This is a genomic window from Cohnella xylanilytica (assembly GCF_014212175.1).
In the GTDB taxonomy this organism is placed as follows: domain Bacteria; phylum Bacillota; class Bacilli; order Paenibacillales; family Paenibacillaceae; genus Cohnella; species Cohnella xylanilytica.
This window is the reverse complement of sequence record NZ_JACJVR010000057.1, coordinates 1-24,109: the sequence shown is the minus strand read 5'-3', so window position 1 is coordinate 24,109 and position 24,109 is coordinate 1. Positions and strand designations below refer to the sequence as shown.

The following is a 24,109-nucleotide window of genomic DNA, read 5'->3' as shown; positions in this document are numbered from 1 at the left end:
GCTTTCGTAACTCACCCTTATTATTCCTCATATCTGTATGATTGTAAAGATCATCCAGTGAAAAATATGTAAAAAATGTTGGGCGGTGCGGTTTTTTCGTTCGAAGGGAAGCGTTCGGAAGGCTTGCGCCGCCGCGGCGGAGACGGACCTGCCCTTTGACGTTTCCGGGATCATGAAGTATAGTAAGAGATGCCAACTTTTGCTCTTTTTCGAAACTGGTTTCGGAATTTGCGAACGACAAAGCCGCGGAGAGGATCGCATAGCCCGCGGATCGGAGGGGTTGAACAGCCGTGAACATTAAGACGATAGCCGCCATGGCCGGCGTGTCGATCGCCACCGTGTCGAAGATCATCAACAACTATAGCGACGTCGGCGAGGAGACTCGCCAGAGGGTGCTCAAGATCATGGAGGAGACGGGCTACAAGCCCTCGTCTTCCGCCAAGACGCTGGCGACGAAGAAGTCCAGCCTGATCGGCGTCGTGTTCGCGGGCAAGCTGAACTCGGATCTGGACCACCCGATCTTCGTCAAGGTGTTGAATTCGTTCAAGAAGCAGATCGGCTTGCTCGGCTACGACCTTCTTTTTTTCTCCAATGAGACCTTCTTCCAGACCAAGGAGGATTACCTCGCCCGCTGCCGGCACTTCCAGGTGGACGGGTGCATCGTCATCGCCGGCGACAACGTGGAGCCGAGCATCGACGATCTGGCTCGCAGCGACATCCCTTGCATCGGCATCGATATCGCCCTCGGGGGAAGCAACACGACCTATCTGATGTCCGACAACGCCAAGATCGCCGCCAAGGTGGTCGAACACCTGTATATGTGCGGATACCGGGAGCTCGGCCTGCTCGGCATCGACCGGAATTCGGGCGTGACGCTGATCCGGGAGAACTCGTTCCGGGACGCCCTCCGCTCGTTCGGCCTGCCGCTTAAGCCCGAATGGTTCGTCCATAGTCCGGGCTACGAGAAGGAATGCGGCTATCGGGCGATGAAGGAGTGGATCGCTGCCGGCTCGCTGCCCCGGGCGCTGTTCGCGGTGACCGACCTGCTCGCCATGGGCGCCATGGAAGCGGCGAAGGAGCACGGGCTTCGCGTCCCGCAGGACCTGGCCATCGTCGGCTGCGACGACATCGACGCCGCCCCGTTCACCGACCCTCCGCTCACCACGGTCCGGCAGGACACGGAGAAGATCGGGCGGCTCGCCGCGCTGATGCTGTTCGACATGATCAACAACCAGATCGACCCTTCGGCCATCGTCGTCGAATCGGAGCTGATCGTGCGCGGATCGTGCGGGGGAGCGCGTTCGGACCGCATGGCCTGAGCGGCCGCACCTGTTTTTTTATACGATAGATCCTGGGTCGCACAATGCCCTATAGACCTTATCTTCGATCTCGATGTTGTCCATTCTCATGGCTCTCGAGATCTCCAAGATAGGGCTTTCGTTGTTTTCTTCGATCAGAATCAGGCGGAAATACGTGAACAGCAGTTCGACGATTGCAGCCAGTTCCGTTAAGCCAGGCGAATCGCATACGAGATCCTGAGGCCGATCTCGGCGTTTCCAGCCGAGAAGATCACCCTGATGAACAGGGCACAATCTCTAACGGATTCAGGAATCGCTATTTGGCTCCAATAGCCCCTTTTTAAAAGTCTAACGAATCCATACGATCTTATTTGGGGCTGTGGCAGGAAAATAGGGGCTTTCGGAACGAAATAGCGTCTCTACGATTCGTTAGGATCGAAAAATCCTCATTTTCAACGAAATAGCGTCTCCTGAGTCCGTTAGCCTCCTTCGGGTCGCCATCGCGCGCCGCCGCACCGGAATATCGGCTTCCCGCTCACTCCCGCGGCCGAAGGCTCGGCATAGGAAATGAGGCTGCCCGAAGAGGCAGCCTCGCTTGATATTTACCCCGTCAGCGTCACGTCGTCCAGCAGAATCGAGTGGGAGACGGCGTGGTTGCCGCCCATCTGCAGCACCAGCTTGCCGTTATGGACCGTCTGCGGACCCATCGTGAATTCGAAAGAGACGGTTCGCTCCTCTCCCGCGGTCAACGCGACGGCCCGGGCCGGCAAATATTGAATGTTATAGTCCGCGCCGTTCTCGACCGACACCCAAACCTCCTTGTCGATGGACGACTTGAGCTTCAGGGAGAGAGTGTACGTTCGCCCGGCTTCCAGCTTCAGATTCTCCTGATACACTTGGGTAGCCCAAATCTCATAGCCGTCGTAATGGGGCCAATCGATCTTCAGGCGGCCCTCCTCGACTCCGAACGCCGCGTCCGACTCGTTGTCCTTCTTGTAGAAGCCCCAATGCTCAAGGCCACTATCGAACGTCCCGTTCCGCAGCTCGTGCCCTTCGGGCGCCGGCGAGTCGACCTCCTTGACGGAGATGCGGCTCAAGGCGATCGCATGAGGCCCGTCGGGCGTGGACGCATCCCCGAAGACCACGTTCCCGAGCAGGAAGTTCAGCTTAAGCGGAGAACTCGTCGCGACCGTGAACGTCTTCGCGAACGTCTTCGTCTCGCCCGTCAGAACGAAGGACTCGCTGCCCGCGGACGTGTTCGTGAATTCGACCGTGATCGGCCGGTCCATCGTGGACGAGGCGTCGAACCGGAGTTCGTATGTCTTGCCCGCGGTCATCGGAATGCCTTCCTGATAGAGCTGGTTCGCCCAGGACGGTCCGCCCTTGGACGCTATGGCGACCTTGGCGGCGCCGTCCTTCGCCGACCATTCGGCGGCTCCGCCCTCGCCGGACCAAGAGGCCCAATTCGCCGTTCCGCGGGAGAAGTCTCCGTTGACGACGAGATTCCCGTCGCCCGCCAGAATCGTCTGCACAACGGAGGCGTCGGCATAGCCAGCGGCGGACACGGTCACGGTATACGCCCCCGCCGCGGCGAATCGCTCCCCGCGCAGCTTCAGCACGCCCGGCGCCAGCTCGTAATCGCCGGCGTCCAAGGCCGTTCCGTCGACGGCGACCTTCGCCGCCTTGGAACGCCAAGCCTCGTCGTCCCGGAACGCGATCTCGATGTCTTGCCCCGCGTAATTGTCGGTCGTATCCTTGCGCAGCGACGGCGGCTGGGCGACCGGGGCGTTCTTCACCGCCAGCCGGACGTTGCCGATGTACACGTCGTGCGAAGGCAGCTTCGGATCGGCCGGGCGAATAAGCCCGAGCAGGAACTTCAGGCCGACGGTCTCGGATTTGGTCGGCTTGAATTCGAACGAATACGTCTTCGTCTCGCCGGACAGCTCGACGACTTGGTCGAGGTGCCTCGGGCTTCCGTTCTCCACGACCACTTCCATCGGGCGGTCCGCCGTCGACCGGGCATCGAAGCTAAGCTCGTAAGCGACGTTCGCCTTCACCGGGATGCCGCTCTGGAACAGCAGCGCGTTCCACGGCTTGCCGCCTTGGGCGTCGATCGTCGCCTTGGCCGCTCCGTCCGCGGCTTCGGCACGGATCGCGCCGGGACCGGCCGCTCCGGCCTGATCGCCGTTGCCGGACGTCTCCCAGTAGGCGAGCCCTTCGCCGAAGTCTCCGTTGCGCAGCGGATAGAAGACGGTGTCGGGGTCGAAATGAACGCTCGTGCGCAGCAGCTTGACGTTGTCGATCTGCACGCTTCCGGCTTCGCCGCCCAGCGAGAAGACGAGCTGCCCTTCATCGTCCGAAGGGGCGGGCAGACCGCTAAACGCCGCCTTGACCGTCGTCGTCGAATCGGTCAGCGAGACGCTCCGGGCTGCGACGGGGGTACCGTCCTTGCGGTACAGGCCGACCTCGATCGTCCTCGCCCGCGAAGCTTTGGCGTCGAAGGCAAGCTCGTAGTCCTGGCCTTCGAGCAGGTACAATCCCTTCTGCACCAGCTTGACGTCCGAAGCCGAGACGCCGCCGCGGGCGACGGCCACGTTCAGCTTCCGCTCGGAGGCGGGCTGGCTCGGCACGCTCGCGGTCGCCGACGCACCTCCGGAGACGGCCAGATGCCAGTAGCTCATCCGGTTCGGCTCCCCTTGGTCGAACGAGCCGTTGTAGACGTGGTTGCCGTCCTCCTGCGGCTGCTTGGGAGAATCGTGTTCGAAGGGAATGCCGTCGATCTCGACGAGCTTCGCTTTGCCCAGCCAGACCGGATGCGCGTTCGTGCCCATGTTGAATTCGATGCGCGCGGCCGCGTCCGAGTTCTCCTTCATCTGGAACTTCATCTCGTAGGTGTTGAAGTCGGAAGTCAGCGCCGCGTCCAACGACTGCGAGTACGCCGCGAACCCCCGCGACTGGCCGCCGGTCAGGCGGACCGTCATGTTCCGGCTCGTATCGGTCTTCGCCTCGAACGTCAGCTTATAGTAGCGTCCCTTGGCGAGCGAGACGATCGCTTGCGGCTGAATGGAATACGAATTGCCGCCGGCGCTGGCGATGTCCACGCGCGCGTAGTTCGTGCCGCCGATGTCTTCGATCGTCACCGCGCCGGATGCGCCCGGATCCTGATACAGCGCCCAGTGCGCCGTCCCCGGCGTCCCCATGCCGGGATCCCCTTCGACGTTCTGGGTGAAGCCGCTGTTATACACGAGGTCGCGGTCGGGTCCTTGCGGCAGCTTGGAGCCCGGCGGATACTCCTCCTTGGGATAGACGGGCGGAACCGGAGGCTTGTACTTGCCCGGATCCTTCGCGTAGACGCGCACGTAGTCGACTTCCATCCGTGCCGGGAACTTCGTCTCCTCCGTCGGGTTGCCGTCGAAGTTGCCGCCGACCGCCAGGTTCATCAGCAGGTGGAACGGCTGGTCGAACGGAGCCGGATACGAATAGTTGTCGTGCTGCCCCGCTCCCCGGCTGTACCAATCGTTTTTGGTCGAGAAAAGATGGCCGTCCACGTACCACCTCATCTCGTTCGGTTCCCATTCGAGCGTGTACGTATGGAAGTCGGCAATCGTGCCTCCGTTAGGCAAATCGTAGCTGTTGCCGGAATAGACGTTGCCCGGCCACGACCCGCCGTAATGGATCGTGCCGGCGACCGTCCCCGGCTTGCTGCCCCAGCCTTCCATGATATCGATCTCTCCGGAAGCGGCCCACCCGCCGTAGGCGTCGTTCTCCGGCAGCATCCAGATGGCCGGCCAGAAGCCCTTGCCGGTCGGAGCCTTGGCGCGGATCTCGAACTTGCCGTACGTCTGGCTGAACAGCCCCTTGGTCTTCAGCCGGGCCGACGTATAAGGCATGCCTCCGTACTCTTCCTTCCGCGCCGTGATGACAAGCTTGCCGTCTTCGGTCTTCGCGTTCTCGGGCCGGTCGGTGTAGTATTCGAGCTCGTTGTTGCCCCAGCCCGGATTGCCGACGGATTCCCCATTGGTCGTGTCGAACGTCCACTTCGTCCGGTCGATCGCCGCCTTCTCGAACTCGTCGCTCCAGACGAGCCGCCAATCGCTTCGGCTCGGAGACGACGGGGAAGATCCGCCCGCGGACCCTCCGGCCGCCAGCCGGTTGACCAGCGTGCCCGAACGGTCGTCGACCTGCCCGACCGTCCCGGTCCCTTCGAGGACGGTATTCCCCGCGTCCGCCGCGACGGTCGCCTTGTCGATCGAGGCGCCGTTCTCCAACCGGATCGACGCAGGGCCGTTGACGACCAGTTCGGAGATGTGCCCGGCGACGATCAGCGTCGCTTGCCGCGAACCGTCCTTCAGCGTCGTCACGCGGCGGTAGTCCCCTTGGAGCCGGACTTCTCCGGCGCCGGAGGACGCTTCGACCGCCTCGATGCCCGAAGAAGCGGCTTCGTCCGCCGTCAGGGAGCCTCCCGTGACGAAGCGGACCGCGCCGATCGTCGTGCCGCCCGACGCCTTCAAGCGAACGGCGCCGCCGGGGCGATCGACCACGACGCCGGACAGCTTGGCATCCTTGAATTCGATGCCCGGCTCGCCGCCGCCAAGCGCGAATACCGTTCCGCGGACCGTCGTCCGGTCCAGCTTCGCCCCCCCTTCTCCGATCCCCGGAGCGAGGTACAGATTGCCGGCGATGTCCGCTTCGCTTAAGGAAGCCCCGGCCGCGTTCACGATCGCGTGGCCGTTCACGGAGCCCGGCTTCGTCTCCCCGGCCGTCCGGACGAGCAGCGCGACCATCCGATCCGTCAGCGAAGCCAGCTCGCCCCGGGTGACCGTTCCGTTCGGCCGGAAGGTTCCGTCCGGCAGCCCGTTCACGTAGCCGTTCGCCGTCAGGCCGCGAATGGCGCGGACCGTCGCTTCGTCAAGCCCGCCCAGGTCGGGCCATTCCTTCCCGCTTCCTTCGGCGGGCGGTTCAAGCGAGAACAGCTTGTTCAGCGCCAGCGCGACTTCCGCTCGCGTCATCGGCCTTCCCGGCTCGGCGGCGCCCGCGGAGGTCGGCGACAAGTACCCGGCCGCGAAGGCGACGGACATCTCCCTGGCCGCCCACGCGCTCGGCGCATCGGGAATCGGCGCGGCCGATGTCCGCGTCATGCCGAACAGCCGATTGACGACGGCGGCGAACTCGGCGCGCGCGACCGCCCTCTCCGGCTTGAGCGTGCCGTCCGGATAGCCTTGGATGATGCCCGCCTTCAACCAGCGGTCAAGGGAGGCTTCCGCCCAATGACCGGAAGCTTGAGGGGCCGAAGCCGAGCCCGCCTTCCCGCTTCCTCCCGCCGCCGCGGCCGGGTCTGCGGCTCCCGCCGCGACGGGGCCGACGGCCAGAATGCCGGCCAAGACGACCGATGCGGCTCTTGCCGTCAAACGATTCGCTTTGATGGTCAACTCCTCCTTTGCAATCGCTTGCAAACATGGATTCAAGCAATTGTCCTACGTGGGACATTTCTGGATGCAAAACTTGACGGGGATCGCCGCGAACGTCATTTCCCCTGCAGCAGGCTGCCGAGCCCGTATTTTTGGCCCACGTGGGACATTACGAATTCAATATAGCGCGAGTCTGAAACCGCTGTCAATCGATTCTTTTGACGAAGTCTGTCAGATCGTCTCCCGAGGCGCGCACGACTGCCGGACGACGAGCCGAGCCGTGAAAGTGTCGGCCTCCGTCGCCGTATCCCCTCTCTCCAGCCCGGCGATCAGCCGGTCCGCGACCTGAACGGCCATCTCGACTCTCGGAACCCTCATCGTCGTCAGCGGCGGGTTCGTGTACTGCGAGATCAGCAGGTCGTCGAACCCGACGACGGATACGTCGCCCGGAACCGAGATTCCCGCCTTGGCGAGCGTCTTCAGCGCTCCGTACGCCATCAGATCGTTGCTGCAGAACACGGCTTCGGGCAGCGCGCCTTCCTTCAGCCATCTCTCGGCGGCGGCGACGCCGTCCTCTTCCGTGAACGCGCCGTAATGGACATGCTCCTCCGCGAGCGACAGCCCCGCCTCCCCAAGAGCGTCCCGGAAGCCGAGCAATCTCTCGCGCGCGGTATTGTTGGCCATGTCGCCGGTCACGATGCCGATCCGGCGATGGCCCAGCCCGATCAGATAACGGGCGGCCTCCCGGGCTCCGCCCCGGTTATCCAGATGGGGAATGGGCACGCCCTGCGGCGCTTCGCCGAAGAAACCCTCGTCGAACAGTCCGACCGGGTAGTTCGCCTTCCGCATCTCCTCGACAATCCCGCGAAGATCCGACCAGCTGACCAGGATGCCGCCGTCGATGCTTTTCTGCCGGAACATGCTGAAGAGCGGGGCGGGCGCGGAGACGTCCGCCATCGAGACGAGCGTATTGTAGCCGAGCGCGGCGCAGCGGCTGATGATCGCTCCGATGACGGCGCCGAAGAAGAGGTCGTCCGTGTGGAGCGTGTATTTGGCGGCGTCCTGTACGATGAACAAGCCGATCGTATGCGACTTGCGCGAGGACAGCTTGCGCGCGGCCGAATTCGGCTCGTAATGATGCTCTTCCATCACGCGCAGAATCTTCTCCCGCGTCTCGGGCTTCACGCTGGAAGGGTTGTTCAGCACGCGCTGAACCGTCTTCCGCGACACCCCGGCCAATCTGGCGATATCGTAGCTATCCATTCTTCGGACATCCTGTTCTCGATTCGGTGGAATCTATCGTCTCAACCAGTCTAACCCGCTCTTGAATGACCGGTCAAGCCTCGGGTCCGTCCGGGAGAACTCCCTGTCGGCCGTCAAGAGAACATAATCGGCTTCCCGCGATCATAAGGTAGTATCTGATCCAGTACCGGCGAGGACGGTGAACGGTACCTTGAATTTCAACGGCCGCGGCGGCTCCCGTTCGGAGAAGGACGGCTCGGCCGTTCTGCTCGTCGGAACGGACCCGCTTCTGACGATCGTAGAGACGGAATTGCGGAAAACAGGCTGTACCCCCGTCCGGTTAAGCTTGGCCGGCTCGGCGTCGGGTTCGGCCGAACCGGCATGGGGCGAAGCGATCCGGGAGGCCCGATGGGTGTTGTTCGCGGCCGGCGAACGGGACGCGGCCGAGCTGCCCGCACTGGAGGAAGCGTGCCGGCAGGCTCGCGTTCCGCTGCTTCCCGCCGTTATCGCGCGCGGCACGGGGGTGGCGGGACCTCTCGCCGATCCGGACTCCGGCTGGGGCTGGGAGGCCGCCTGGAGGCGCCTTCGCCTGCCCGCGCAGGTCCGCGAGAACTCGGATTCCGCCGAAGACGGGACGGCGGCGATGCTCGCCAACGTCCTGGCGTCGGAATGGCGGCTTGAATGTTCGCAGCCCGGACGATCCCGCCTGAGGGACCGTCTTTATCTCCTCGATCTGCGTACCGCCGAAGGAAGCTTTCACCCGTTCCACCCCCATCCCCTGGCCGGCGGAAAGCGGTTCTCTCCGATGAAGCTCGGGATAGAGCGTCCGTCCGAACCGGGACCGAGATCGGGGCTCGAGCCGGACGGCTCGGGGGAGCTTGGCTTGTTGGAGGTTATCGGCCGGTTGACGTCGCCGGCGACAGGCATCTTGCGCGTATGGGACGAAGGGGACCTGGCGCAGCTTCCGCTATCGTTATGCCGGGTCCGGGCGGCCGATCCTCTGGCGGCCGACGGGGCCTCGCTTCTCCCGGAGGAGATAGCCGCCGGATTGACGCATCGGGAAGCCCGCAAGGAGGCCGGGCTAACCGGCATCGAAGCGTACGTCGCCCGAATGGCGGGCTCGGAAGAGCGGATGGCGCGAACGTACGACTGGTTCGGCATCGGCGCGGGAGGAACCGTTCCGGAGGCGTTCAACCGCGCGCTGAGCCGGGGCTTGGCCCGCCGCGCGGAGAAGGCAGCCGCCGCTCGGCCCGCAGCGGTTCGGGAGAGACGGCTCGGGACGATCGAAGACGTCCATTGCCGGTACTGCTGGCGGGCGCTGACCATCGAGCTCGGGACGCCGCCGGTCTTGGGCGAAGGGGAAGATCGCCTCGGATTTCCGACGATGTGGGTGCGGGCCGGCGGCCGCTGGCATGCCGGCGCCGGCCTCAACCGCACCCTAGCTCTGCGTTCGGCGCTTCAGAGCGCTCTCCTGAGCGTCTGTCCCCCGCGTCCCGGAGCGGCGCCGGCCGCGGGGCGCGAGGTCCGGGCTACGACGGCCGCCGCAGAAGCGCCCCCGCTGGACATTCCGGAGACGGAAGAGCCGTCTTCCGCCCGTCTGGCGGAGGACGCGCTTCGAATCGTCATGGCGAACAAGTACCGCCTCTCGATTTACGAGTTGGCCATGGAACCCATTCTGAGACGGGAATTCGCGGGAGTGCTCGGCTTGGTGCTGGAGGAGGGACCTTGATGGGAGTCGTGGCGATTATCGGAGAGGGGCTGCTGGCGGACGGCGTAAGCGAGAGCCTGGCGGGCCGATGCGCCGTCATCCGGCAGGCCGGCTTCGAAACGGGCGTTCCCCGCGGGGCGGACCTGGCGCTGGCGCTTCGCGACGACTGGCGGCCCGACGACGCCGAGGCGGACGAACGTCGTCTTCGCGACTCGGGCCTGCCTTGGATCGGCGCCTACGTCTCGTTCGACGAAGGCTTCGTCGGTCCGCTCGCGAAGCCGGGGAAGCCCGGCTGCCCGCGGTGCGCGGACGCGAGACGGCTGGCGGGCGGCCACGACTTCGGCGGCAGCCCGGAACCGTTGATGAGCCTGCTCCTGCACGGCGTCGTTCCGCGGGCTCCCGCGGCGTCGGATCGGGGAATCGCCCAGATGGGCCATATCGTCGCCAAGGAGGCGCTCTCCGTTCTCGAAGGCTTCCCCGCGCGCACCGACAACGCGATTTACCGCATCGATCTCAAGACGCTGGAGAGCTCGCTCCACAAGTTCCTCCCGAATCCGCTCTGCCCCTGCTGCGGCGGCGTGCCTGACGATTCGCCGGAGGCGGCGCGAATCGAACTGAAGCCGAGACTTCGAACGGACGCCGAATCGGATCGCTGCCGGGCGCTCGACCGATCGTTCGGCGAAGCCTTGATCGGTCGTTACGTGGATAAGCGGACCGGTCTCCTTCGGGAGACGATCGCGGACATCGAGGCGCCGTTCGCCGCGGTCGGCGCCGTCCAGCCGACCGCGGCCGGAGCCGAGCTGTCGGCGGGCCGCGGCCATTCCTACGAGCGGTGCGGATCTATGGCCATCCTCGAAGGGTTGGAGCGCTACTGCGGCATGACGCCCCGCGGCAAGCGGACCGCCGTGACCGGGAGCTACCGCCAGCTCGCCGACCGGGCGCTCGATCCCCGGACGACAGGCTTGTACGACCCGGAGCGGTACGCCGATCCGGACTTCGAGTTCGAGCCGTTCGACGACGAGCTCGTCCTGAACTGGGTCTGGGGGTATTCCTTCGCCCGGCAGAGCCCGATCCTCGTCCCCGAGCAGCTCGTCTATTACGATTCTGGCGGCGGAGGCCGGTTCGCGGCCGAGGGCTCGAGCGGCTGCGCCTTGGGAGGAAGCCTGGAGGAGGCGATCCTGTACGGGCTGCTGGAAGCGGCCGAGCGGGATTCCTTCCTGATGACCTGGTACGCGAGGCTCCCGCTTCCCCGGCTCGATCCGGAATCCGCTCGGGACGCCGAACTGTCCCATATGGTCAACCTGCTGCGCGAGACCTGCGGCTACGACACGCTGCTGTTCAACGCGACCTTGGAATACGGAGTCCCGAGCCTGCTGGCGGTTCTGAAGAATACGAAGCGGACGGGAGCGAACCTGATCTGCGCGGCCAGCGCCGGCTTGGACCCGGTGCGGGCCGCCCGAAGCGCCGTGCTCGAGGCGGCCGGGCGCATCCGGTTCCTCGGCGACAGATTGGAGCAAGACCGGGAAGAAGCCGTTCGAATGCTGGACGACTCCGAGCGGGTCGTCCGAATGGAGGACCATGCGCTGCTGTACGGCCTCCCCGAGGCGGAAGGAAGGCTCTCCTTCCTTCTAAGGGAGTCCCCGGCGCCGTGCGAATTCGCCGAGCAATTCGCGCCGGTTCGGCGGCAGGCCGACCTGACCGGGGACTTGAAGAGCCTTCTCGCGGCCTTCCTGAAGCACGGGCTTGACGTTATCGCCATAGACCAGACCGCCCCGGAGCTCGCGGACGACGGACTCCGCGCCGTCAAAACGCTCGTTCCCGGGTTGCTGCCGATGACGTTCGGGCACCGCTTCCGCAGGCTGAACGGTCTGAAGCGGCTGCGAACAATACCGGCGGCGCTCGGCTACGCGGAGCGTCCGCTGACCGCCGACCGGATCAACCCGTACCCGCACCCGTTTTATTAAGCGCGGCCGGGAAGACGGCCGGCTCGGGGCGGATCAGATTTTCAGACCGCCGAGCAGCGGCATGATGGTTTTGATCATCCCGATGCCCATCTGGATGCCCGGCCAATATTTTTTGAACATGCCCATAAGTCCGCCGATTCCGCCTAGTCCGCCGCCTGCGCCCCCGTTCTGTCCCAACCATCCGGGCTGCGCCGCTCCGAAGCCCGGATTCGCGCCGAAGAGGTTCATTCCTCCGCCTCCGAAGCCGCCGCCAAGACCGCCGCCGAAGCCCCCTCCGAAGCCGAAGTCGTTCGCCCAAGGGAAGAAGCCGGATACGCGCGCGCGGCCCGCCCGGCGGGTCGAGGACCGGTTCACGTTCTTCCTTCCTATCGGCCCGGCCAAGCGGAAGCTGCCGTTGTCCACCTTGGTGATGTAGCCGACGTAGCGGCTTCCGTCTCTCAACTCGACGCAGACCGGCTGTCCCATCCATTGTCTGACGTCCCGTTCGGAATATCGCTTCTTGACCTTCATCGTGCTTGTCTCCTTCTTATTCGCGATTGTACATCTTATGCGACCGATATTCGGTACGCTTGTGCAGGTATGGAATTCGTCATGGATAACGCTATTGCGGGGAAAGGGGGGGCCGTATTGGACAACGATAAACCGAATCTGCCCAACGATTACTTCCGGGAAGCCTCCGAGGTGCTGGGCGAAGACTTCTGGCAAGAGATCGGACAGCTCATTCCCGTCACGGGCCCCCGGATCGATATGTACCAAGACGCCGCTGCGATCGTGGTGCTGGCCGAGCTGCCGGGACTCGAGAACCGCGACCGGATCCAGCTCCGGCTCGAAGGACAGACGCTGCGGATCGAAGGCGAAATTCCGCGTCTCTATCCGGTCACCGACAACCGGATCCTGGTGAAGGAACGCTTCTTCGGACGATTCGAGAGAACGCTCGCTCTTCCCAAGCCGGTCTCGGAGACGGGGGTCGTCGCCAGGTATTCGCGGGGACTTCTCGTCGTCGAGCTTCCGATCGAGGCATCCGCCAAGCAAACGAACATTCCGATTCGGGACTGAACATATAATCGCATAAGACCAACCTGCGAAGGGGGCGCGAATCGGGCCATGACAAGCAGAAGCGCGGACGAGAATCGCGTCGTCGACACCCGATGCGGAAAGCGGTACGGGACGTGAGGCGCCCGTTCCGGAAGCGGCGCAAGGAGGAGCGGAAGGTTCTGGAGGAAGTGGACGGCAAGTTCAAGGAACTGGACGCCCGGTTCGCGCGCGTAGAGGAAGCGCTGGCGCAGATCAAGGATAAGCTTCCGCAAGTGATCATCGAGCATGTCGTCATCGAACGGCCCGTCCTGGAGAAGCTGGAATTCCGGTTCGACGGCCTGGAGATCGAACACTTAAGCGGATCGCTGAATTTGGGCAACAACTTCGGGCTGAAGCCGAACGTTCCGAAGGATTCCGGCTCGTCCGCCCCGCCGAAGCCCAAACCGCCATCGGGCGCAGGGCCGGCGAACGGCGAGACGGCCGCTTCGCCGACCGGCCTTCACCGAACGCCCACCGGCTTTCGGCTACAAAACCGGAGGTGATGGCCTTGGCTTCTTTTATGTCCCCGCAATTCGTGATCGGGTCCATCCGGATCGGATCGGTAGAGAACGCATCCTGCATCAATATGGGCAACAACTGGCCGACCGCGTTCGAGAGCCATCAGAAATTGACGCAAGGCTTCGGGTCGGTCAGCGGGGACCGGAACCTCGTGTCCGGCATCCGTTCGCTGCTTAACGACTCCGACGTTCTGGACGCCCTCCAGCTAGGCGGCGCGGACGTCCCCGAATGGCTGCAGGGTATCCTGGCGGGCCGCGCCAACATAAAATAGGTTGAAAATCATCGGGAAAGGCCGTGCGACATATGAACCGTTGGCAGCGCTCTTCGCAGGATTGGGATGAGATCCATCGCAACCTGCTGAAGCAAATTCCATTCGCCGGGAAGGAATTCGACGGCGCCAGCATCGAGAACTACGTGCATAGAGCGGTTAAAAAGGCGATGGCGCATGGGATCGGGAGCCCCTCCTTCTCCCCTGCCTTCCGCGCCTCGTCCTTCGATTGCGAGGTGTTCGAGACCCATCTCTCCATCTTCGTCCAGTGCCGGTTCCCCGAGGGCGAATTGCCGAAGGGCTTCAAGCTGTTCGCCAGCCGAACCAAGCTGAAGCTCGAAGCCGGAGAACGGTCCGAGACCGTCTCGTTGCCCGGCGAGATCAATCCCTCCCGAACTCTGGCCCGATTCCGCGGAGGAATCCTGGAAGTTCGCCTGCCCAAATCCGGCGAACCGGAAGCTTACCGAGAGATCTTCGTCCGGGAAGGGGAATCGTCCCTATGAGGATGTCCGACCGGAAAGCGTGCGTCGTGTTCCATAAAATCTCCGTCAACAACATCGAAGACTCTTCGGGCATCTTCATCGGCACGAACGAAGCGATCGGCTGGTCCGCGTACAAGAAGAGCAATCAAGGCTTCGGCAGCCTGAGCGATTCCGTCCTGTCGGGATCCGTAAGCGTGGTGCGCGATTCCGACGCGATCGACATGCCTGTCCGCGACGCGAGATTCATCGCATTGACCGAAGCCGGCGGCTCCGCGCGGCAATCCGCCGTCGAATTCGGATCGGTCAACGTGAACTCGGCGGCGAACGCTTCCGCCATCGACATCGGAGACATCAAGCAATTGGGATGGAGAACGGCCAAGAAGAACAATTACGGGGAAGGCAAAAACTTCGGAAGCAACCATATTAGCCGATCGATCCACGTCGTATTCGACGACGATGCCGTCGACAATCCGATCGTCGTGCAGCAGAACGTGCTGGATCGATCGGGACCTTCCGCCAGCAGCGTCCAGATCGTCCAGAAGAATCCGCCGGCCGGCGCCGACCCCGCTCCGTAACCGGATAGCTCCCGGTTTGTAACCGTCGGCCGCATCGGGCATACGATAACGGTATAGGCGAATTGCCCGGAGGTGGAACTTTGGCCGTTATTATATCCATGGCCGCTGGGGCCATTAACATCAACGCCCTGAACAGAGGATCCGTCGTCGCGATCGGGGAAGTGTCTCAGACCGGGTGGAGCTTGAACGGCAAGACGAACTTCGGCGACGGTCAAATGTACGGCGCCAACATCCAGACGGGTTTTGTCGCGACCGTGTTCGATAACGACTTGATCGACAACCCCAACAGCGAGATCGAACCCGCCACTTCCATTCAGGGCCAGGCTCTGTAGAAGGAGTCGCGGGAGAGAAGAGAACCGGCGGAAGGAGAGACGATCATGGCGAAGAAAGAGGAGCTTGAGCCTTGCGTACGCTGCTTCAAGATGCCCGATGAGAACGATAAATATTGCACGGATTGCGGCGCGCCGTTGCAGAACCGCTGCTTCGACGCCCATGGGCCGCTCAAGAAGGGCTGCAGCTTCGTGAATGCGAAGACGGCCGCTTATTGCGCGAAGTGCGGAGAGCCGACGCTGTTCAATCTTCACGGGCTCGTCACTCCGGCCTACCCGACCGCCAGCCGTCCCAACGTATGGCTCGGCAAGTTCCTATAAGGAAAAGCTGCCGCCGGACCGTGCCGGCGACAGCTTCGAGGCGGAAGGACGACTCCCGGTCCGGGAATCGTCCGTCGGCCGACGCTTAGACGACTCCGGATCTTAGTAGCCTCCGTAGCCCGCGCGCAGAATGATGACGAGCAGAATGAACAGTACCAGAGCGAACGCGGCCGCTCCCATGCCGTAGCCGGCGCCGCCGCCAACCGGGTATCCCATACTTATCACCACCTGTCCGTAGGATGAGGAAGGCGTCGGATTAGTAGCCTCCGTATCCGGCGCGAAGAATGATGACGAGCAGAATGAACAGCACCAGAGCGAACGCTGCTGCGCCCATTCCGTAGCCTGCACAGCTGGCAGCTCCACCAACCGCGTAACCCATACCTATCACCACCTGTCCGTGCGGAGTCGGATGGCTTGCGGTCATGCATCCGCTGACGTTCATTCAGATGAAAAAGAACGGGAGCAAGAACAGCGTGGCGATCAGAGCGATGTCGAATGCGGCGAATCCCCAACCGAAAGGATATCCCCATAGCGCGCTGGTACGGGCCTTCCCTCGTTTCGGACTTTTGCGAGGACGGTTCTTCACCGACGCCAGCGTCAAGCCCTCGTCCGGTTCCAAATAGAGTTTGCCGCCATCGATGCCGCGAAGGAATCCGACGTGTCGGACTCCGTCGTTCATCACGACGCAGACGCGCCTCCCGATATGAGGGGTAACGGTCTCGGCGCAAATGGGAGAAATGGGATACAAGCGATCCCCTCCTTTCTTCGGGGGGCTGGTGTTCTCCTCCCCTTCCCTTGGTTAAAATATGGCCGCCTCCGCGATTCGGCCTGTTCGATCGCCTATTATTCCGATGAATTCGTCTAACAATCGCAAGCTTCGATCGGGAAGGAGGAAGGCGAGGCCCTTGGATTACCATGATCTGTTGGCGCGAGCGGGGGAGGGAAGCGCCCACCCCGGCGGCTTCGAGGCGACGAGGCGGCTGCTTAGCCGGATCCGCCTTCCGTCCGGGGCGCGCGTGCTGGAAGTCGGGTGCGGCACCGGAAGATCCGCTTGCCACTTGGCGCGGCTAGGCTGCGACGTCACCGCCGTGGACCGCAATCCGGCCATGCTGGAGAAGGCGAAGAGGCGCGCGTTGCGAACCGGGAGCCGGGTACGCTTCGCCTTCGGCGACGCGGCCTCCCTTCCTTTTCCCGACGGGTCGTTCGATCTGGTCTTCGTGGAATCCGTCAGCGTGTTCGTCGAGGGCGATCGGGCATTCCGCGAATACAACCGGGTGCTGAGGCCGAACGGACGGCTGCTGGATCGCGAGCTGGCCTTCGTTAGACGCACGAAGCCGGCCCAATGCCGCGATCTGGCCGCGTTCTACGGCTTGCGCCACCTGCGGACGGCGCGGGAATGGGAAGGCTTGGCGCGGCGCTGCCGGTTCCGCCGAATCCGGGTATCGCTCATCCGGGACGGCTTCGCCCCCGCGAAGGATACGGACCCGGCCCAGGAAGTCGATCCCCTCCTGTACCGCGACCCCGCCGCCATCCAGATGCTTTACGACAACGTCCGGCTGCTGAACAAGTACCGCCGGCGAACGGCTTCCGTCCTGATCTCGGCCGTCAAATAAGAGGAAAAAGGCAGCCCTAAAGTCCGCAGCGGGACCTTCGGGCTGCCTTGTCTTTGGCTGATTCGGTCGATCGCGCTGACGCTCGCAGCCATTTGTTTGGACGTTGAATCTTCCTCAACCGATTACCGCGAATCCTCTTTTTTTTATGCAAAATAATGCCCTTGTTCGAGATCGGCGATCAGACCGGGCTGCATCGGCTTCCAGCCCAGAAGCTCCCGCGTGGCCAGACTCGCCTGCGCGGCATTGTACAAGCCAGTGAGGTCCATTGCCGCAATGGCGCCTAGAAAGCCGAAATGATTGGCCGCTTCTTCAGGCGTCAGGCTGACCGCCGGCACGTTCAAATGCCGCCCGATGACCGCGGCGATCTCGCGGAGCGGAATGCCTTCGTCGCCGGCGCCAAGCAGCCGCGAGCCCGCCGGGGCGGATTCCAGCGCCAGTCGGTACAGAACCGCCGCATCCAGGCGGTGAACCGCCGGCCAGCGATTCGTTCCGTCGCCGATATAGGCGGCGAAGCCCTTCGCTCGGGCGATGTCGATCATCATCGGCACAAATCCCTTATCGCCTTCGCCGTGCACGGAAGGCGCAAGCAAGACGATCGATGCCCGAACGCCCCGCTCCGCCATGGCGAGCACCGCTTGATCCACGGCATGTCCGTTGGCGTGAGCCGTCGTAATGAACGGCTTGCCGGAGCCCTCAAGCGCCGCTCCCATGGCTTCAACGGCTCGCAAATCCAATGCCAGCGCGCCTTCGAAGTCGGAAAAGTCGTTGGTGAACGCCAGATGAATCGTGCCGTCCGCAGCCGCGGCGGCTCTGCCCAGCGTATCGAGATCGTCCAGCGTACCGTACACCGCTTCGGCTCCGGCCGCCTTTAATCCCGCGGCTCTCTCTTCCGAACGGCAAAGCCCCGTCACCGTATGTCCCGCGCCGATCAGCTCCCGGACGACGGCGGAACCGACATACCCGGTTGCTCCCGTAACAAAAACATGCATCCTGATAGCCTCCTTCATGAGTTGACTTTTTATACAAGTTAAGCATAAACTATGAAGTGAACTCTAGGGCAAGCGGTCCAAAGGAGAGAGAGGGTTCATGAAAATTCAGGAACTGGCGGACAGGATGGGATTAACGATCCATACGATCCGCTATTATGAAAAGGAAGGCTTGCTGGACGATCGGCACGTCCGGCGGGAAAGCAATAACTACCGCAACTATTCGGAAGAGGCTGTCGAGCGGTTGAAGCTCGTCAAGAAGTTCCAGTCCATCGGCTGTTCGCTGGCTGAACTGAAGGGAGTCTTGCAGGACCTCGACAACAATGCGCGCACGAATCAGCAAATTATTGATTGGATTCGCGGCAAGAAGAAGGAGATCGAGAGCAAGAAGGAAGAATACGACCAAATGCTGGACATCCTGAACAAGATGCTGGAGTATCGGACTCTGCTGATGGAAGATCCGATTAAAGCCCAAGAGATGCTAAAGACATGGCACGCCGGCTCATCCGATTAAGCGGCCTGATAGAGCTTCTACCTTCGTTCATGAGGAACGGCTGAATAAGAACAGGAAGCATACAAGCGGCTACGTTCGGCGGCTGAGAAAAAATAAAATGCCCTGCAGAGATGCTCTGCAGGGCCTCATTCGTAATATTGGTGCGGTCGAGAGGACTCGAACCTCCACGGGGGGTTAGCCCACTGGAACCTGAATCCAGCGCGTCTGCCAATTCCGCCACGACCGCATATCGTCTTGCTTCGAATCGCCGTTGTCGCCGCTGTCGGCGGGCTTGTCCGTCGCAATCACGAGTCTTATATTAGCACGCGGCCGGAAATGAAGTCAAGCGATCCGGGGAAGTTCTAATTTTCAGTTAATACGGGTTCGCCGAAGCCGCAGGGCTTCGTCTGGCTTGCCATCGTCAGGGCCTTATAGCTCAAGCGTCGGGCGCGGGGCGCTCGCCTCCACCATGACGTAATCGCGCTTCAGCTTGACGACTCGGCGGTTCGGCCGGCGGATCAGCACGCTCTCGTCGTCCCAGGCGACGACGAAGCCGACGACGTCGTTCATCTCGAGCGCGTCGCGCACGACGCGAACCTTCGTCCCCTCGAGCCGGTACTTGTCCAATTGTTCCTCGGTCATCGTATCCTTCCCCTTATCGCTCACGGCGGTTATCTCGCGTAGATGAAGCAGAACCCGCTCCGGACCATTCAGGCGCCCGGGCGGGTTCTTGGAATAGCGGATCGCTTCGGTTACCCGACATGCTCCCGCGTCTCGTTCGTCTCGTACCAGTAGTCGAGAACCTTGCTGGACATGACGCGATTGCGAACGTATTCGGCTTGACGCTCCGTGAACCGCTCCGTCCACGGAAGCTCGAGATCCTCGCACAGCTTCACGATCGTCAGCAGCTCGGACCAGGCGACGTAACGTTTGTACCAGAAAAATTGCGGATGCTCGATCATGTATGGATACAGATCGTCGAATTCGGTGTGCTTGCAGTCGAGCGCGCGCTCGAAATGGAGTTTGGCTTCGTCCAATTTGTTCGCGAAGTACTCTTCCGACAGGTTAACGTTGTTGGCCATATCCTGCTCGCCTCCCCTCTGCGAATAACCCTATTATAATGCATGGAACGCATATCCGAAAAGAGACGCGGTCCCACATTGGGCTTGGGAAACGTTCCCGATGCCGATTCCGGGCTATTCGAACGTGATCGAATTGTCCTCGAGCGACGAGATCTTGACGAGGGACTCGAACTTGTAGCCGAGCTCCCGAAGCGCCTTCCCGCCCGCCTGGAACGACTTCTCGAGCACGATGCCGATGCCGGCGACCTTCGCGCCGGATTGCTCGACGATCTTGAGAAGCCCTCTCGCGGCATCGCCGTTGGCGATAATGTCGTCGATGAACAAGACCGAGTCCTGGGAGTCCAGCAGATGCCGGGAGACGATCAGATCCGTCACGATCCCCTTCGTGAACGAAGGCACCCTCTCGATATAGGCGTCCGCGTCTCCGAGCAGCGTCTTCTTCCGGCGCGCGAACACGAGCGGGACCCCGAGCGTAAGCGCGGTGGCGAACGCGACCGGGATGCCCGAGGATTCCACCGTGATCACCTTCGTCACGTGCTCGTCTCCGAACCGTCTGGCGAATTCCTTGCCCATCTCCATCGTCAGCTGGGGGTCGACTCCATGGTTGAGGAGCGAATCGAGCTTAAGTACGCCCGAGTTGACGACCGTCGCTTCCCGGAGAATTCTTTCCTTTAAAATATCCATGCCGCTCTTCACCGTCCATTCTTTTCCGTATAACGTATCATAATCCCCGCCGTCCGCGCAACCGGATTCGACGCCGATTCGCCCCTCCGAGACGCGGCCGGCCGGGCAGGTACTATAGTCCCAACGTCCCTCTTAATCCCTGAGTCTTAAGAACCCTTTCGATAAGTGTCGTACGGGGACCGAAACTTTTGGGGATGTGAATTAGTCCTAAATAATAGAAAAAGCGGAAAGGAGGGATGTCCGATGCACCTGTCGTCCATGACGGCCGCAAGAGCGGTCGGCGCGTTCGTTCTGGCCGCTTCGCTGGCCGCATGCTCTAGCGCGGGCCATGGGGGAACTTCCGCCGATCCTTCGTCCGCGGCGGGAATCGTGCGGAGCAGTCCGCCCCCTCCTTCGTCGGCCACTCCGGCCGCCTCGCCGATGACGGCTCCTTCCTCCTCCGGAACGGCCGTCCCGGATCACGGCAAACCCGGGGTCGACGCGGCGGGCGCCGAACCGGGCGGTAAGGAAGAGGAAGCCGGCGACGACGACGCTCCCTTCGACTCCGAGCATCCGACGCTCGCGGGCATCGGCCTCGGCATGAGCGGCGAAGCCGTGGCGGACAAGCTCGGCGCCCCCTTGCAGCAGTACGAATTGCCGGAAGGCGACGGCTCCGTCCGCATCCAGGAATACGAGGGCATCAGCGTAGGATTCGCGCCGAACGGCTCGGTCGTCTTCGTCGAGGTCGCTTCTCCCTCCGCTTCGACGGGTCTGGAGGGCATTCGAATCGGCGGCGGCGGCGAACGGGCGGCGGAGGGACTCGGCGTTCCCTTCACGTCCGAATCCCGCGTCTTGTCGAAGAGCGTGGCCGGCGGAATGGTCAAGATCGACCTGGACCCGTCCACGCAGAACGTCTTGTCGGTCAAGCTGATCGGCGAGACGGGCTAACCCCCGAGCGCCGTCTGCAGCCACAGCGCTCCGAGCGAGACGAGCAGCACGGGCAGCGTCAGCGTCAGCCCGTATCTCAGATATTGCCCCCAGGTCATCTCCACTCCGTCCCTTCGAAGCAATCCAAGCCACAGAAGCGTCGCGAGCGACCCGATCGGCGTCAGCTTCGCGCCGACCGACAGCCCGATGAGGCTCGCGAACGGCAGCACGCCGGGGTCTCCCGTCTGGGAGATCGAGAGCGACGAGACGAGCACGGCCGGCAGGTTGTTCGACGCCGCCGCGAGCAGCGAGAACAGCAGGCCCGAGCCGAATACGGCCGAGGCCGTTCCGCCCTGCGCGATCGGTTCGAGCAGAGCCGGGAACCAATCCGTCGCCCCTTGAACGTGAAGGGCGTAGACGACAAGGTTCATCGCCAAGGCGAAGACGACGATGAGCCAAGGCGTTCTTCGGACGAGGCGTCCGGTGTCGACGCTTCGCCGCAGGAGCCCGGCGAGCCACAGAGCCAGCGCCCCTCCGCAGGCGATGAACGAGACGGGAAGGCCGAGCCGTTCGGACAGCAGGTACCCGGCCAGAATGAGGGCCAGCGCAAGCCAGGACCATCCGAACAGCGCGCGGTCGCGAATCGCGCTGATCGGTTCGGGATAGACCCGATCGGCCGGAGCGGATGCCGCATCGCGGGCGATCGTCCGTCTCATCGCGATAAGAAGAACGGCGACCGTGGCCGCGGAAGCGGCAAGTCCCGGGAACGCCATGTGCCGGGCGTAGTCCCCGAAGGAGATGCCGAAGTAATCCGACGTCAGAATGTTGGTCAGATTGCTGACGAGCAGGGTCGCGCTGGCCGTATCCGCCATGAACCCCACCCCGAGCAGGAAGGCGATTCTCGCCTTCGTCCCCATTCCGAGCAGCGCCGTCGCCTCCAGAACGATCGGCGTCATGATGAGCACCGTTCCGTCGTTGTTGAAGAACGTCGTGATCAGGCACGACAGAACCGCGAAGCCGGCGAGCAGCCGGAGCGGATGGCGATGGTATCTGCGAACGACGTGCAGGGCCGCCCAACGGAAAAAACCGTTGTCGTCCAAAAGCGCCGTGAGCGCCATGATCCCGATCAAGGAGAGCGTCGCATTCCAGACCAGGCTCCAAATATACGAAGCGTCCCCGAGGTCGATGACCCCGAAGGCGAGAAGAAGCGCGGCGGCCGGGGCGGCGAAGGCGGCTTCGTGCCAGCGGCGGGGCTTGCGGATAATGCAGAAGAGAGTTGCTATGAATACGGTTAGCGTGAATGGTAAGGTCAAAGGTATCTTCTCCGAATTCCCGAACGGTTAACCGGCTCTCCCGAGTCATGCATGTCCGACTCCTCTCATAGCTTAAGAAGAGGAAGGCGGACAAACCGCTTCGGGAGGTTCCGTTATGAAGCGTTGGGGCCGTAGTTTGCAAATCGCGTTTACGTTTATCGGCACCGTCGTCGGCGCGGGATTCGCGACCGGGCGGGAGGTGATGCAGTTCTTCACCCGCTTCGGCCATTGGGGCGGGCTGATGATCGCCGCCTCGACGATCCTGTTCGTCTGGCTCGGCGCCAAGATGATGCTGCTCGCCGCCGACTTGAAGATGCGGTCGTACGAAGACTTGAACAAGCATCTGTTCGGGGATCGGATGGGGACGTGGGTCAGCCACCTGATGCTGATCGTGCTTCTCGGCGTCAACGCCGTCATGCTCGCGGGCGCGGGATCGATTTTCTCCGAACATCTCTCGTTAAGCTATCAGACCGGTCTTCTGTTCACGATGTTCGTCTGCTTCCTGCTGCTGCGCAAAGGGATGAACGCCATCCTGACCGTCAACACGATCGTCGTGCCGGTTATGATCGCGTTCACGGCGGTGCTCGTCGTCCATACGCTGCAAGCCCCGGGATCGGACCGGTGGCTGTCGCTCGAGACGGACCAATCGCCTTGGGCGGCCTGGATGTCCCCGTTCCTGTATGCCGCCTTCAACCTCTCGATGGCGCAGGCGGTACTCGTTCCCCTCGGAGCGTCCGTCGCCGACCCGGTCGTCCTGCGGCGCGGCGCCTGGCTCGGGGGCCTCGGCATCGGGGCGATGCTGCTCGCCGGGCACGTGACGCTGTCGTCGCGGATGCCGGGCGTTCAGCAGTTCGACATTCCGATGGGCGGCATCGCCCGCGAGGTCGGACCTTGGGTGCATTACATCTACGTGTTCCTCATCTTCATGGAGATCTTCACGACGCTGGTCGCCGATATTTACGGCTTGACCTTGCAGCTGCAGGAGCGGCTGAACGTGAGCAAGGCCTGGCTGACGTTCGGGGTGCTCATGTTCTGCTTCGCCGCCGGGCAGTTCGGGTTCGGCCCCCTGCTGTCGACCTTGTACCCCTTGTTCGGGATGCTGAGCCTCGGCTGGATGCTGCTTATCGGGCGGGACCGGAAGCTTCGCCCGAGGTCTCCCTCCTGAGCAGCCGGACGATCCCCGCTCGCGGGAGGGCGGCTTGGATCGCGTCCGCGACATGCTCGTGGCACGTGAACAGCACGACCTGGCGTTCCTCGGCCACTTCGCCAAGCACCCGGGCCGTTCGGCCGAGCCGGCCGGAGTCGAAGTGGACGAACAGGTCGTCGAGCAGAAGCGGCAGCGCCTGGCTGGGAGAGGTCGCTCCGGCGAGCGCGAACCGCAGCGCCAGATACATCTGCTCCTTCGTCCCCCGGCTGAGGAAGGAGCCGTCGATCGTCCTCCGGTCCTTCGTCTCGGCCAGCAGCGCTTCCCCTTCTCCCTTCGCGACGATTCTCGCGTAGGCTCCGCCCGTCATCTCGGCGAAGTAACGGGACGCCCGCCGGAGCACCTCGGGCTGGCGCTCCTCCTCGAACGTCGTCTTCGTTCGGCGGATCAGCTCCGAAGCGAGCGACAGGACGGCGTACCGGTCGGCCAGCGTCTCGAACTCGGCGTTCAGCTGTCCCAGCTCGAAGAGCCGGTCTTCGGCTTCGGCCTCGCGGCGCAGCCTCTCCAGCTGCTCGGCCAGTCTGCCGCGCCGGTCGAGCAGCTCCGTGCGCGCCGCCTCCAGCTCGAGCAGCGCCTTCTGCGCGCGCTCGTGCTCGAGGGAGAGCGCGGCTTCGTCGTGCCGCGCCAGCAGCTCTTCCAG

The 24,109-nt window shown here is 63.0% G+C and carries 26 protein-coding genes and 1 tRNA gene; 14 read left to right on the top strand and 13 right to left on the bottom strand.

All coding sequences use genetic code 11. The features are described 5' to 3' along the window. The first annotated feature begins 290 nt into the window (after window positions 1-290). Window positions 291-1,319, top strand: a complete 1,029-nt coding sequence (locus H7B90_RS14775; protein WP_185136660.1) for a LacI family DNA-binding transcriptional regulator — start codon at window positions 291-293, stop codon at window positions 1,317-1,319. 581 nt (window positions 1,320-1,900) lie between these two features. Here H7B90_RS14775 and H7B90_RS14770 read toward each other — a convergent pair. Beyond that, on the bottom strand, window positions 1,901-6,727 hold the full coding sequence (locus tag H7B90_RS14770; RefSeq protein WP_185136659.1) for a carbohydrate binding domain-containing protein: 4,827 nt from the start codon (window positions 6,725-6,727) through the stop codon (window positions 1,901-1,903). 210 nt (window positions 6,728-6,937) lie between these two features. Further along, a complete protein-coding gene (locus H7B90_RS14765; protein ID WP_185136658.1) occupies window positions 6,938-7,969 on the bottom strand; it encodes a LacI family DNA-binding transcriptional regulator in 1,032 nt (343 codons plus the stop codon). Window positions 7,970-8,159: 190 nt separating this feature from the next. Between H7B90_RS14765 and H7B90_RS14760 the strand changes: the two genes are divergently transcribed. Further along, window positions 8,160-9,677, top strand: coding sequence for a hypothetical protein (locus H7B90_RS14760; protein WP_185136657.1), 1,518 nt, complete (start codon window positions 8,160-8,162; stop codon window positions 9,675-9,677). Beyond that, window positions 9,677-11,620 (top strand): TOMM precursor leader peptide-binding protein, encoded by a 1,944-nt coding sequence (locus H7B90_RS14755; protein WP_185136656.1) that lies wholly within the window; start codon window positions 9,677-9,679, stop codon window positions 11,618-11,620. Before H7B90_RS14760 ends, H7B90_RS14755 begins: the two co-directional genes overlap by 1 nt. 33 nt (window positions 11,621-11,653) lie before the next feature. Here the strand turns inward: H7B90_RS14755 and H7B90_RS14750 are convergent, their stop codons facing one another. Beyond that, the gene (locus tag H7B90_RS14750) at window positions 11,654-12,130 is read right to left on the bottom strand and encodes a hypothetical protein (protein ID WP_185136655.1); all 477 of its coding nucleotides are present in this window, start codon (window positions 12,128-12,130) and stop codon (window positions 11,654-11,656) included. 117 nt (window positions 12,131-12,247) lie between these two features. Here H7B90_RS14750 and H7B90_RS14745 point away from each other — a divergent pair, with 117 nt between their 5' ends. The 7 genes from H7B90_RS14745 (at window position 12,248) to H7B90_RS14715 (ending at window position 15,188) form a co-directional block, all read left to right on the top strand. Continuing rightward, window positions 12,248-12,676 (top strand): Hsp20/alpha crystallin family protein, encoded by a 429-nt coding sequence (locus H7B90_RS14745; protein ID WP_185136654.1) that lies wholly within the window; start codon window positions 12,248-12,250, stop codon window positions 12,674-12,676. A gap of 113 nt (window positions 12,677-12,789) precedes the next feature. Then, window positions 12,790-13,197, top strand: coding sequence for a hypothetical protein (locus tag H7B90_RS14740; RefSeq protein WP_185136653.1), 408 nt, complete (start codon window positions 12,790-12,792; stop codon window positions 13,195-13,197). Beyond that, a complete protein-coding gene (locus tag H7B90_RS14735) occupies window positions 13,197-13,484 on the top strand; it encodes a hypothetical protein (protein ID WP_185136652.1) in 288 nt (95 codons plus the stop codon). The genes H7B90_RS14740 and H7B90_RS14735 overlap by 1 nt, the downstream gene beginning before the upstream one ends. A 32-nt stretch (window positions 13,485-13,516) precedes the next feature. After that, window positions 13,517-13,984 (top strand): Hsp20/alpha crystallin family protein, encoded by a 468-nt coding sequence (locus H7B90_RS14730; protein ID WP_185136651.1) that lies wholly within the window; start codon window positions 13,517-13,519, stop codon window positions 13,982-13,984. Next, on the top strand, window positions 13,981-14,538 hold the full coding sequence (locus tag H7B90_RS14725; protein ID WP_185136650.1) for a hypothetical protein: 558 nt from the start codon (window positions 13,981-13,983) through the stop codon (window positions 14,536-14,538). Before H7B90_RS14730 ends, H7B90_RS14725 begins: the two co-directional genes overlap by 4 nt. Before the next feature lie 80 nt (window positions 14,539-14,618). Further along, window positions 14,619-14,870, top strand: a complete 252-nt coding sequence (locus tag H7B90_RS14720; RefSeq protein ID WP_185136649.1) for a hypothetical protein — start codon at window positions 14,619-14,621, stop codon at window positions 14,868-14,870. A gap of 45 nt (window positions 14,871-14,915) precedes the next feature. After that, window positions 14,916-15,188 carry a hypothetical protein gene (locus tag H7B90_RS14715; protein WP_185136648.1) on the top strand — a complete coding sequence of 91 codons (273 nt, stop codon included), beginning with the start codon at window positions 14,916-14,918 and terminating at the stop codon, window positions 15,186-15,188. Window positions 15,189-15,290: 102 nt separating this feature from the next. On the opposite strand, the gene H7B90_RS14710 is transcribed toward H7B90_RS14715, so the two are convergent. The 3 genes from H7B90_RS14710 to H7B90_RS14700 form a co-directional block, all read right to left on the bottom strand. After that, window positions 15,291-15,404: a sporulation protein YjcZ gene (locus H7B90_RS14710; protein WP_185136647.1), complete on the bottom strand. Its 114-nt coding sequence runs from the start codon at window positions 15,402-15,404 to the stop codon at window positions 15,291-15,293. Window positions 15,405-15,444: 40 nt separating this feature from the next. After that, window positions 15,445-15,567 (bottom strand): sporulation protein YjcZ, encoded by a 123-nt coding sequence (locus H7B90_RS14705; RefSeq protein ID WP_185136646.1) that lies wholly within the window; start codon window positions 15,565-15,567, stop codon window positions 15,445-15,447. Between the two features lie 63 nt (window positions 15,568-15,630). Next, entirely contained in the window at window positions 15,631-15,870 is a 240-nt protein-coding gene (locus tag H7B90_RS14700) for a hypothetical protein (protein ID WP_185136645.1), read from the bottom strand. Between the two features lie 223 nt (window positions 15,871-16,093). Here H7B90_RS14700 and H7B90_RS14695 point away from each other — a divergent pair, with 223 nt between their 5' ends. Continuing rightward, window positions 16,094-16,801 carry a class I SAM-dependent methyltransferase gene (locus tag H7B90_RS14695; RefSeq protein ID WP_185136644.1) on the top strand — a complete coding sequence of 236 codons (708 nt, stop codon included), beginning with the start codon at window positions 16,094-16,096 and terminating at the stop codon, window positions 16,799-16,801. Window positions 16,802-16,944: 143 nt separating this feature from the next. On the opposite strand, the gene H7B90_RS14690 is transcribed toward H7B90_RS14695, so the two are convergent. Continuing rightward, the gene (locus H7B90_RS14690) at window positions 16,945-17,790 is read right to left on the bottom strand and encodes an SDR family oxidoreductase (RefSeq protein WP_185136643.1); all 846 of its coding nucleotides are present in this window, start codon (window positions 17,788-17,790) and stop codon (window positions 16,945-16,947) included. A gap of 97 nt (window positions 17,791-17,887) precedes the next feature. On the opposite strand from H7B90_RS14690, the gene H7B90_RS14685 reads away from it, so the two are divergent. Beyond that, window positions 17,888-18,301, top strand: coding sequence for a MerR family transcriptional regulator (locus H7B90_RS14685; RefSeq protein WP_185136642.1), 414 nt, complete (start codon window positions 17,888-17,890; stop codon window positions 18,299-18,301). 138 nt (window positions 18,302-18,439) lie between these two features. Here H7B90_RS14685 and H7B90_RS14680 read toward each other — a convergent pair. The 4 genes from H7B90_RS14680 to H7B90_RS14665 all read right to left on the bottom strand — a co-directional run bounded on the left by H7B90_RS14680 (window position 18,440) and on the right by H7B90_RS14665 (window position 20,046). Then, a tRNA-Leu gene (locus H7B90_RS14680) sits at window positions 18,440-18,527 on the bottom strand. Window positions 18,528-18,709: 182 nt separating this feature from the next. Beyond that, window positions 18,710-18,922 carry a hypothetical protein gene (locus tag H7B90_RS14675; protein ID WP_185136716.1) on the bottom strand — a complete coding sequence of 71 codons (213 nt, stop codon included), beginning with the start codon at window positions 18,920-18,922 and terminating at the stop codon, window positions 18,710-18,712. Window positions 18,923-19,032: 110 nt separating this feature from the next. Next, a complete protein-coding gene (locus H7B90_RS14670; RefSeq protein WP_185136641.1) occupies window positions 19,033-19,362 on the bottom strand; it encodes a hypothetical protein in 330 nt (109 codons plus the stop codon). Window positions 19,363-19,476: 114 nt separating this feature from the next. Continuing rightward, window positions 19,477-20,046, bottom strand: coding sequence for a xanthine phosphoribosyltransferase (locus H7B90_RS14665; protein WP_185136640.1), 570 nt, complete (start codon window positions 20,044-20,046; stop codon window positions 19,477-19,479). Between the two features lie 243 nt (window positions 20,047-20,289). On the opposite strand from H7B90_RS14665, the gene H7B90_RS14660 reads away from it, so the two are divergent. Next, window positions 20,290-20,973, top strand: a complete 684-nt coding sequence (locus H7B90_RS14660; protein ID WP_185136639.1) for a hypothetical protein — start codon at window positions 20,290-20,292, stop codon at window positions 20,971-20,973. On the opposite strand, the gene H7B90_RS14655 is transcribed toward H7B90_RS14660, so the two are convergent. Further along, on the bottom strand, window positions 20,970-22,265 hold the full coding sequence (locus H7B90_RS14655) for an ArsB/NhaD family transporter (RefSeq protein ID WP_185136638.1): 1,296 nt from the start codon (window positions 22,263-22,265) through the stop codon (window positions 20,970-20,972). The two genes, H7B90_RS14660 and H7B90_RS14655, sit on opposite strands and share 4 nt — an antisense overlap. A 115-nt stretch (window positions 22,266-22,380) precedes the next feature. On the opposite strand from H7B90_RS14655, the gene H7B90_RS14650 reads away from it, so the two are divergent. Continuing rightward, window positions 22,381-23,430: a YkvI family membrane protein gene (locus tag H7B90_RS14650; protein ID WP_185136637.1), complete on the top strand. Its 1,050-nt coding sequence runs from the start codon at window positions 22,381-22,383 to the stop codon at window positions 23,428-23,430. On the opposite strand, the gene H7B90_RS14645 is transcribed toward H7B90_RS14650, so the two are convergent. Then, window positions 23,387-24,109 (bottom strand): ATP-binding protein (locus H7B90_RS14645; RefSeq protein ID WP_376701732.1); only part of this gene is annotated, 723 nt, incomplete at its 5' end. The two genes, H7B90_RS14650 and H7B90_RS14645, sit on opposite strands and share 44 nt — an antisense overlap.

Excerpts from the sequence above, each read along its gene's own strand:
- H7B90_RS14725 (WP_185136650.1), top strand. The coding sequence starts at position 13,981 with ATGAGGATGTCCGACCGGAAAGCGTGCGTCGTGTTCCATAAAATCTCC.
- H7B90_RS14670 (WP_185136641.1), bottom strand. The coding sequence starts at position 19,362 with ATGGCCAACAACGTTAACCTGTCGGAAGAGTACTTCGCGAACAAATTG.
- H7B90_RS14735 (WP_185136652.1), top strand. The coding sequence starts at position 13,197 with ATGGCCTTGGCTTCTTTTATGTCCCCGCAATTCGTGATCGGGTCCATC.
- H7B90_RS14650 (WP_185136637.1), top strand. The coding sequence starts at position 22,381 with ATGAAGCGTTGGGGCCGTAGTTTGCAAATCGCGTTTACGTTTATCGGC.
- H7B90_RS14730 (WP_185136651.1), top strand. The coding sequence starts at position 13,517 with ATGAACCGTTGGCAGCGCTCTTCGCAGGATTGGGATGAGATCCATCGC.
- H7B90_RS14665 (WP_185136640.1), bottom strand. The coding sequence starts at position 20,046 with ATGGATATTTTAAAGGAAAGAATTCTCCGGGAAGCGACGGTCGTCAAC.
- H7B90_RS14675 (WP_185136716.1), bottom strand. The coding sequence starts at position 18,922 with ATGACCGAGGAACAATTGGACAAGTACCGGCTCGAGGGGACGAAGGTT.
- H7B90_RS14755 (WP_185136656.1), top strand. The coding sequence starts at position 9,677 with ATGGGAGTCGTGGCGATTATCGGAGAGGGGCTGCTGGCGGACGGCGTA.
- H7B90_RS14715 (WP_185136648.1), top strand. The coding sequence starts at position 14,916 with ATGGCGAAGAAAGAGGAGCTTGAGCCTTGCGTACGCTGCTTCAAGATG.
- H7B90_RS14690 (WP_185136643.1), bottom strand. The coding sequence starts at position 17,790 with ATGCATGTTTTTGTTACGGGAGCAACCGGGTATGTCGGTTCCGCCGTC.
- H7B90_RS14765 (WP_185136658.1), bottom strand. The coding sequence starts at position 7,969 with ATGGATAGCTACGATATCGCCAGATTGGCCGGGGTGTCGCGGAAGACG.
- H7B90_RS14710 (WP_185136647.1), bottom strand. The coding sequence starts at position 15,404 with ATGGGATACCCGGTTGGCGGCGGCGCCGGCTACGGCATGGGAGCGGCC.
- H7B90_RS14750 (WP_185136655.1), bottom strand. The coding sequence starts at position 12,130 with ATGAAGGTCAAGAAGCGATATTCCGAACGGGACGTCAGACAATGGATG.
- H7B90_RS14705 (WP_185136646.1), bottom strand. The coding sequence starts at position 15,567 with ATGGGTTACGCGGTTGGTGGAGCTGCCAGCTGTGCAGGCTACGGAATG.
- H7B90_RS14660 (WP_185136639.1), top strand. The coding sequence starts at position 20,290 with ATGCACCTGTCGTCCATGACGGCCGCAAGAGCGGTCGGCGCGTTCGTT.
- H7B90_RS14685 (WP_185136642.1), top strand. The coding sequence starts at position 17,888 with ATGAAAATTCAGGAACTGGCGGACAGGATGGGATTAACGATCCATACG.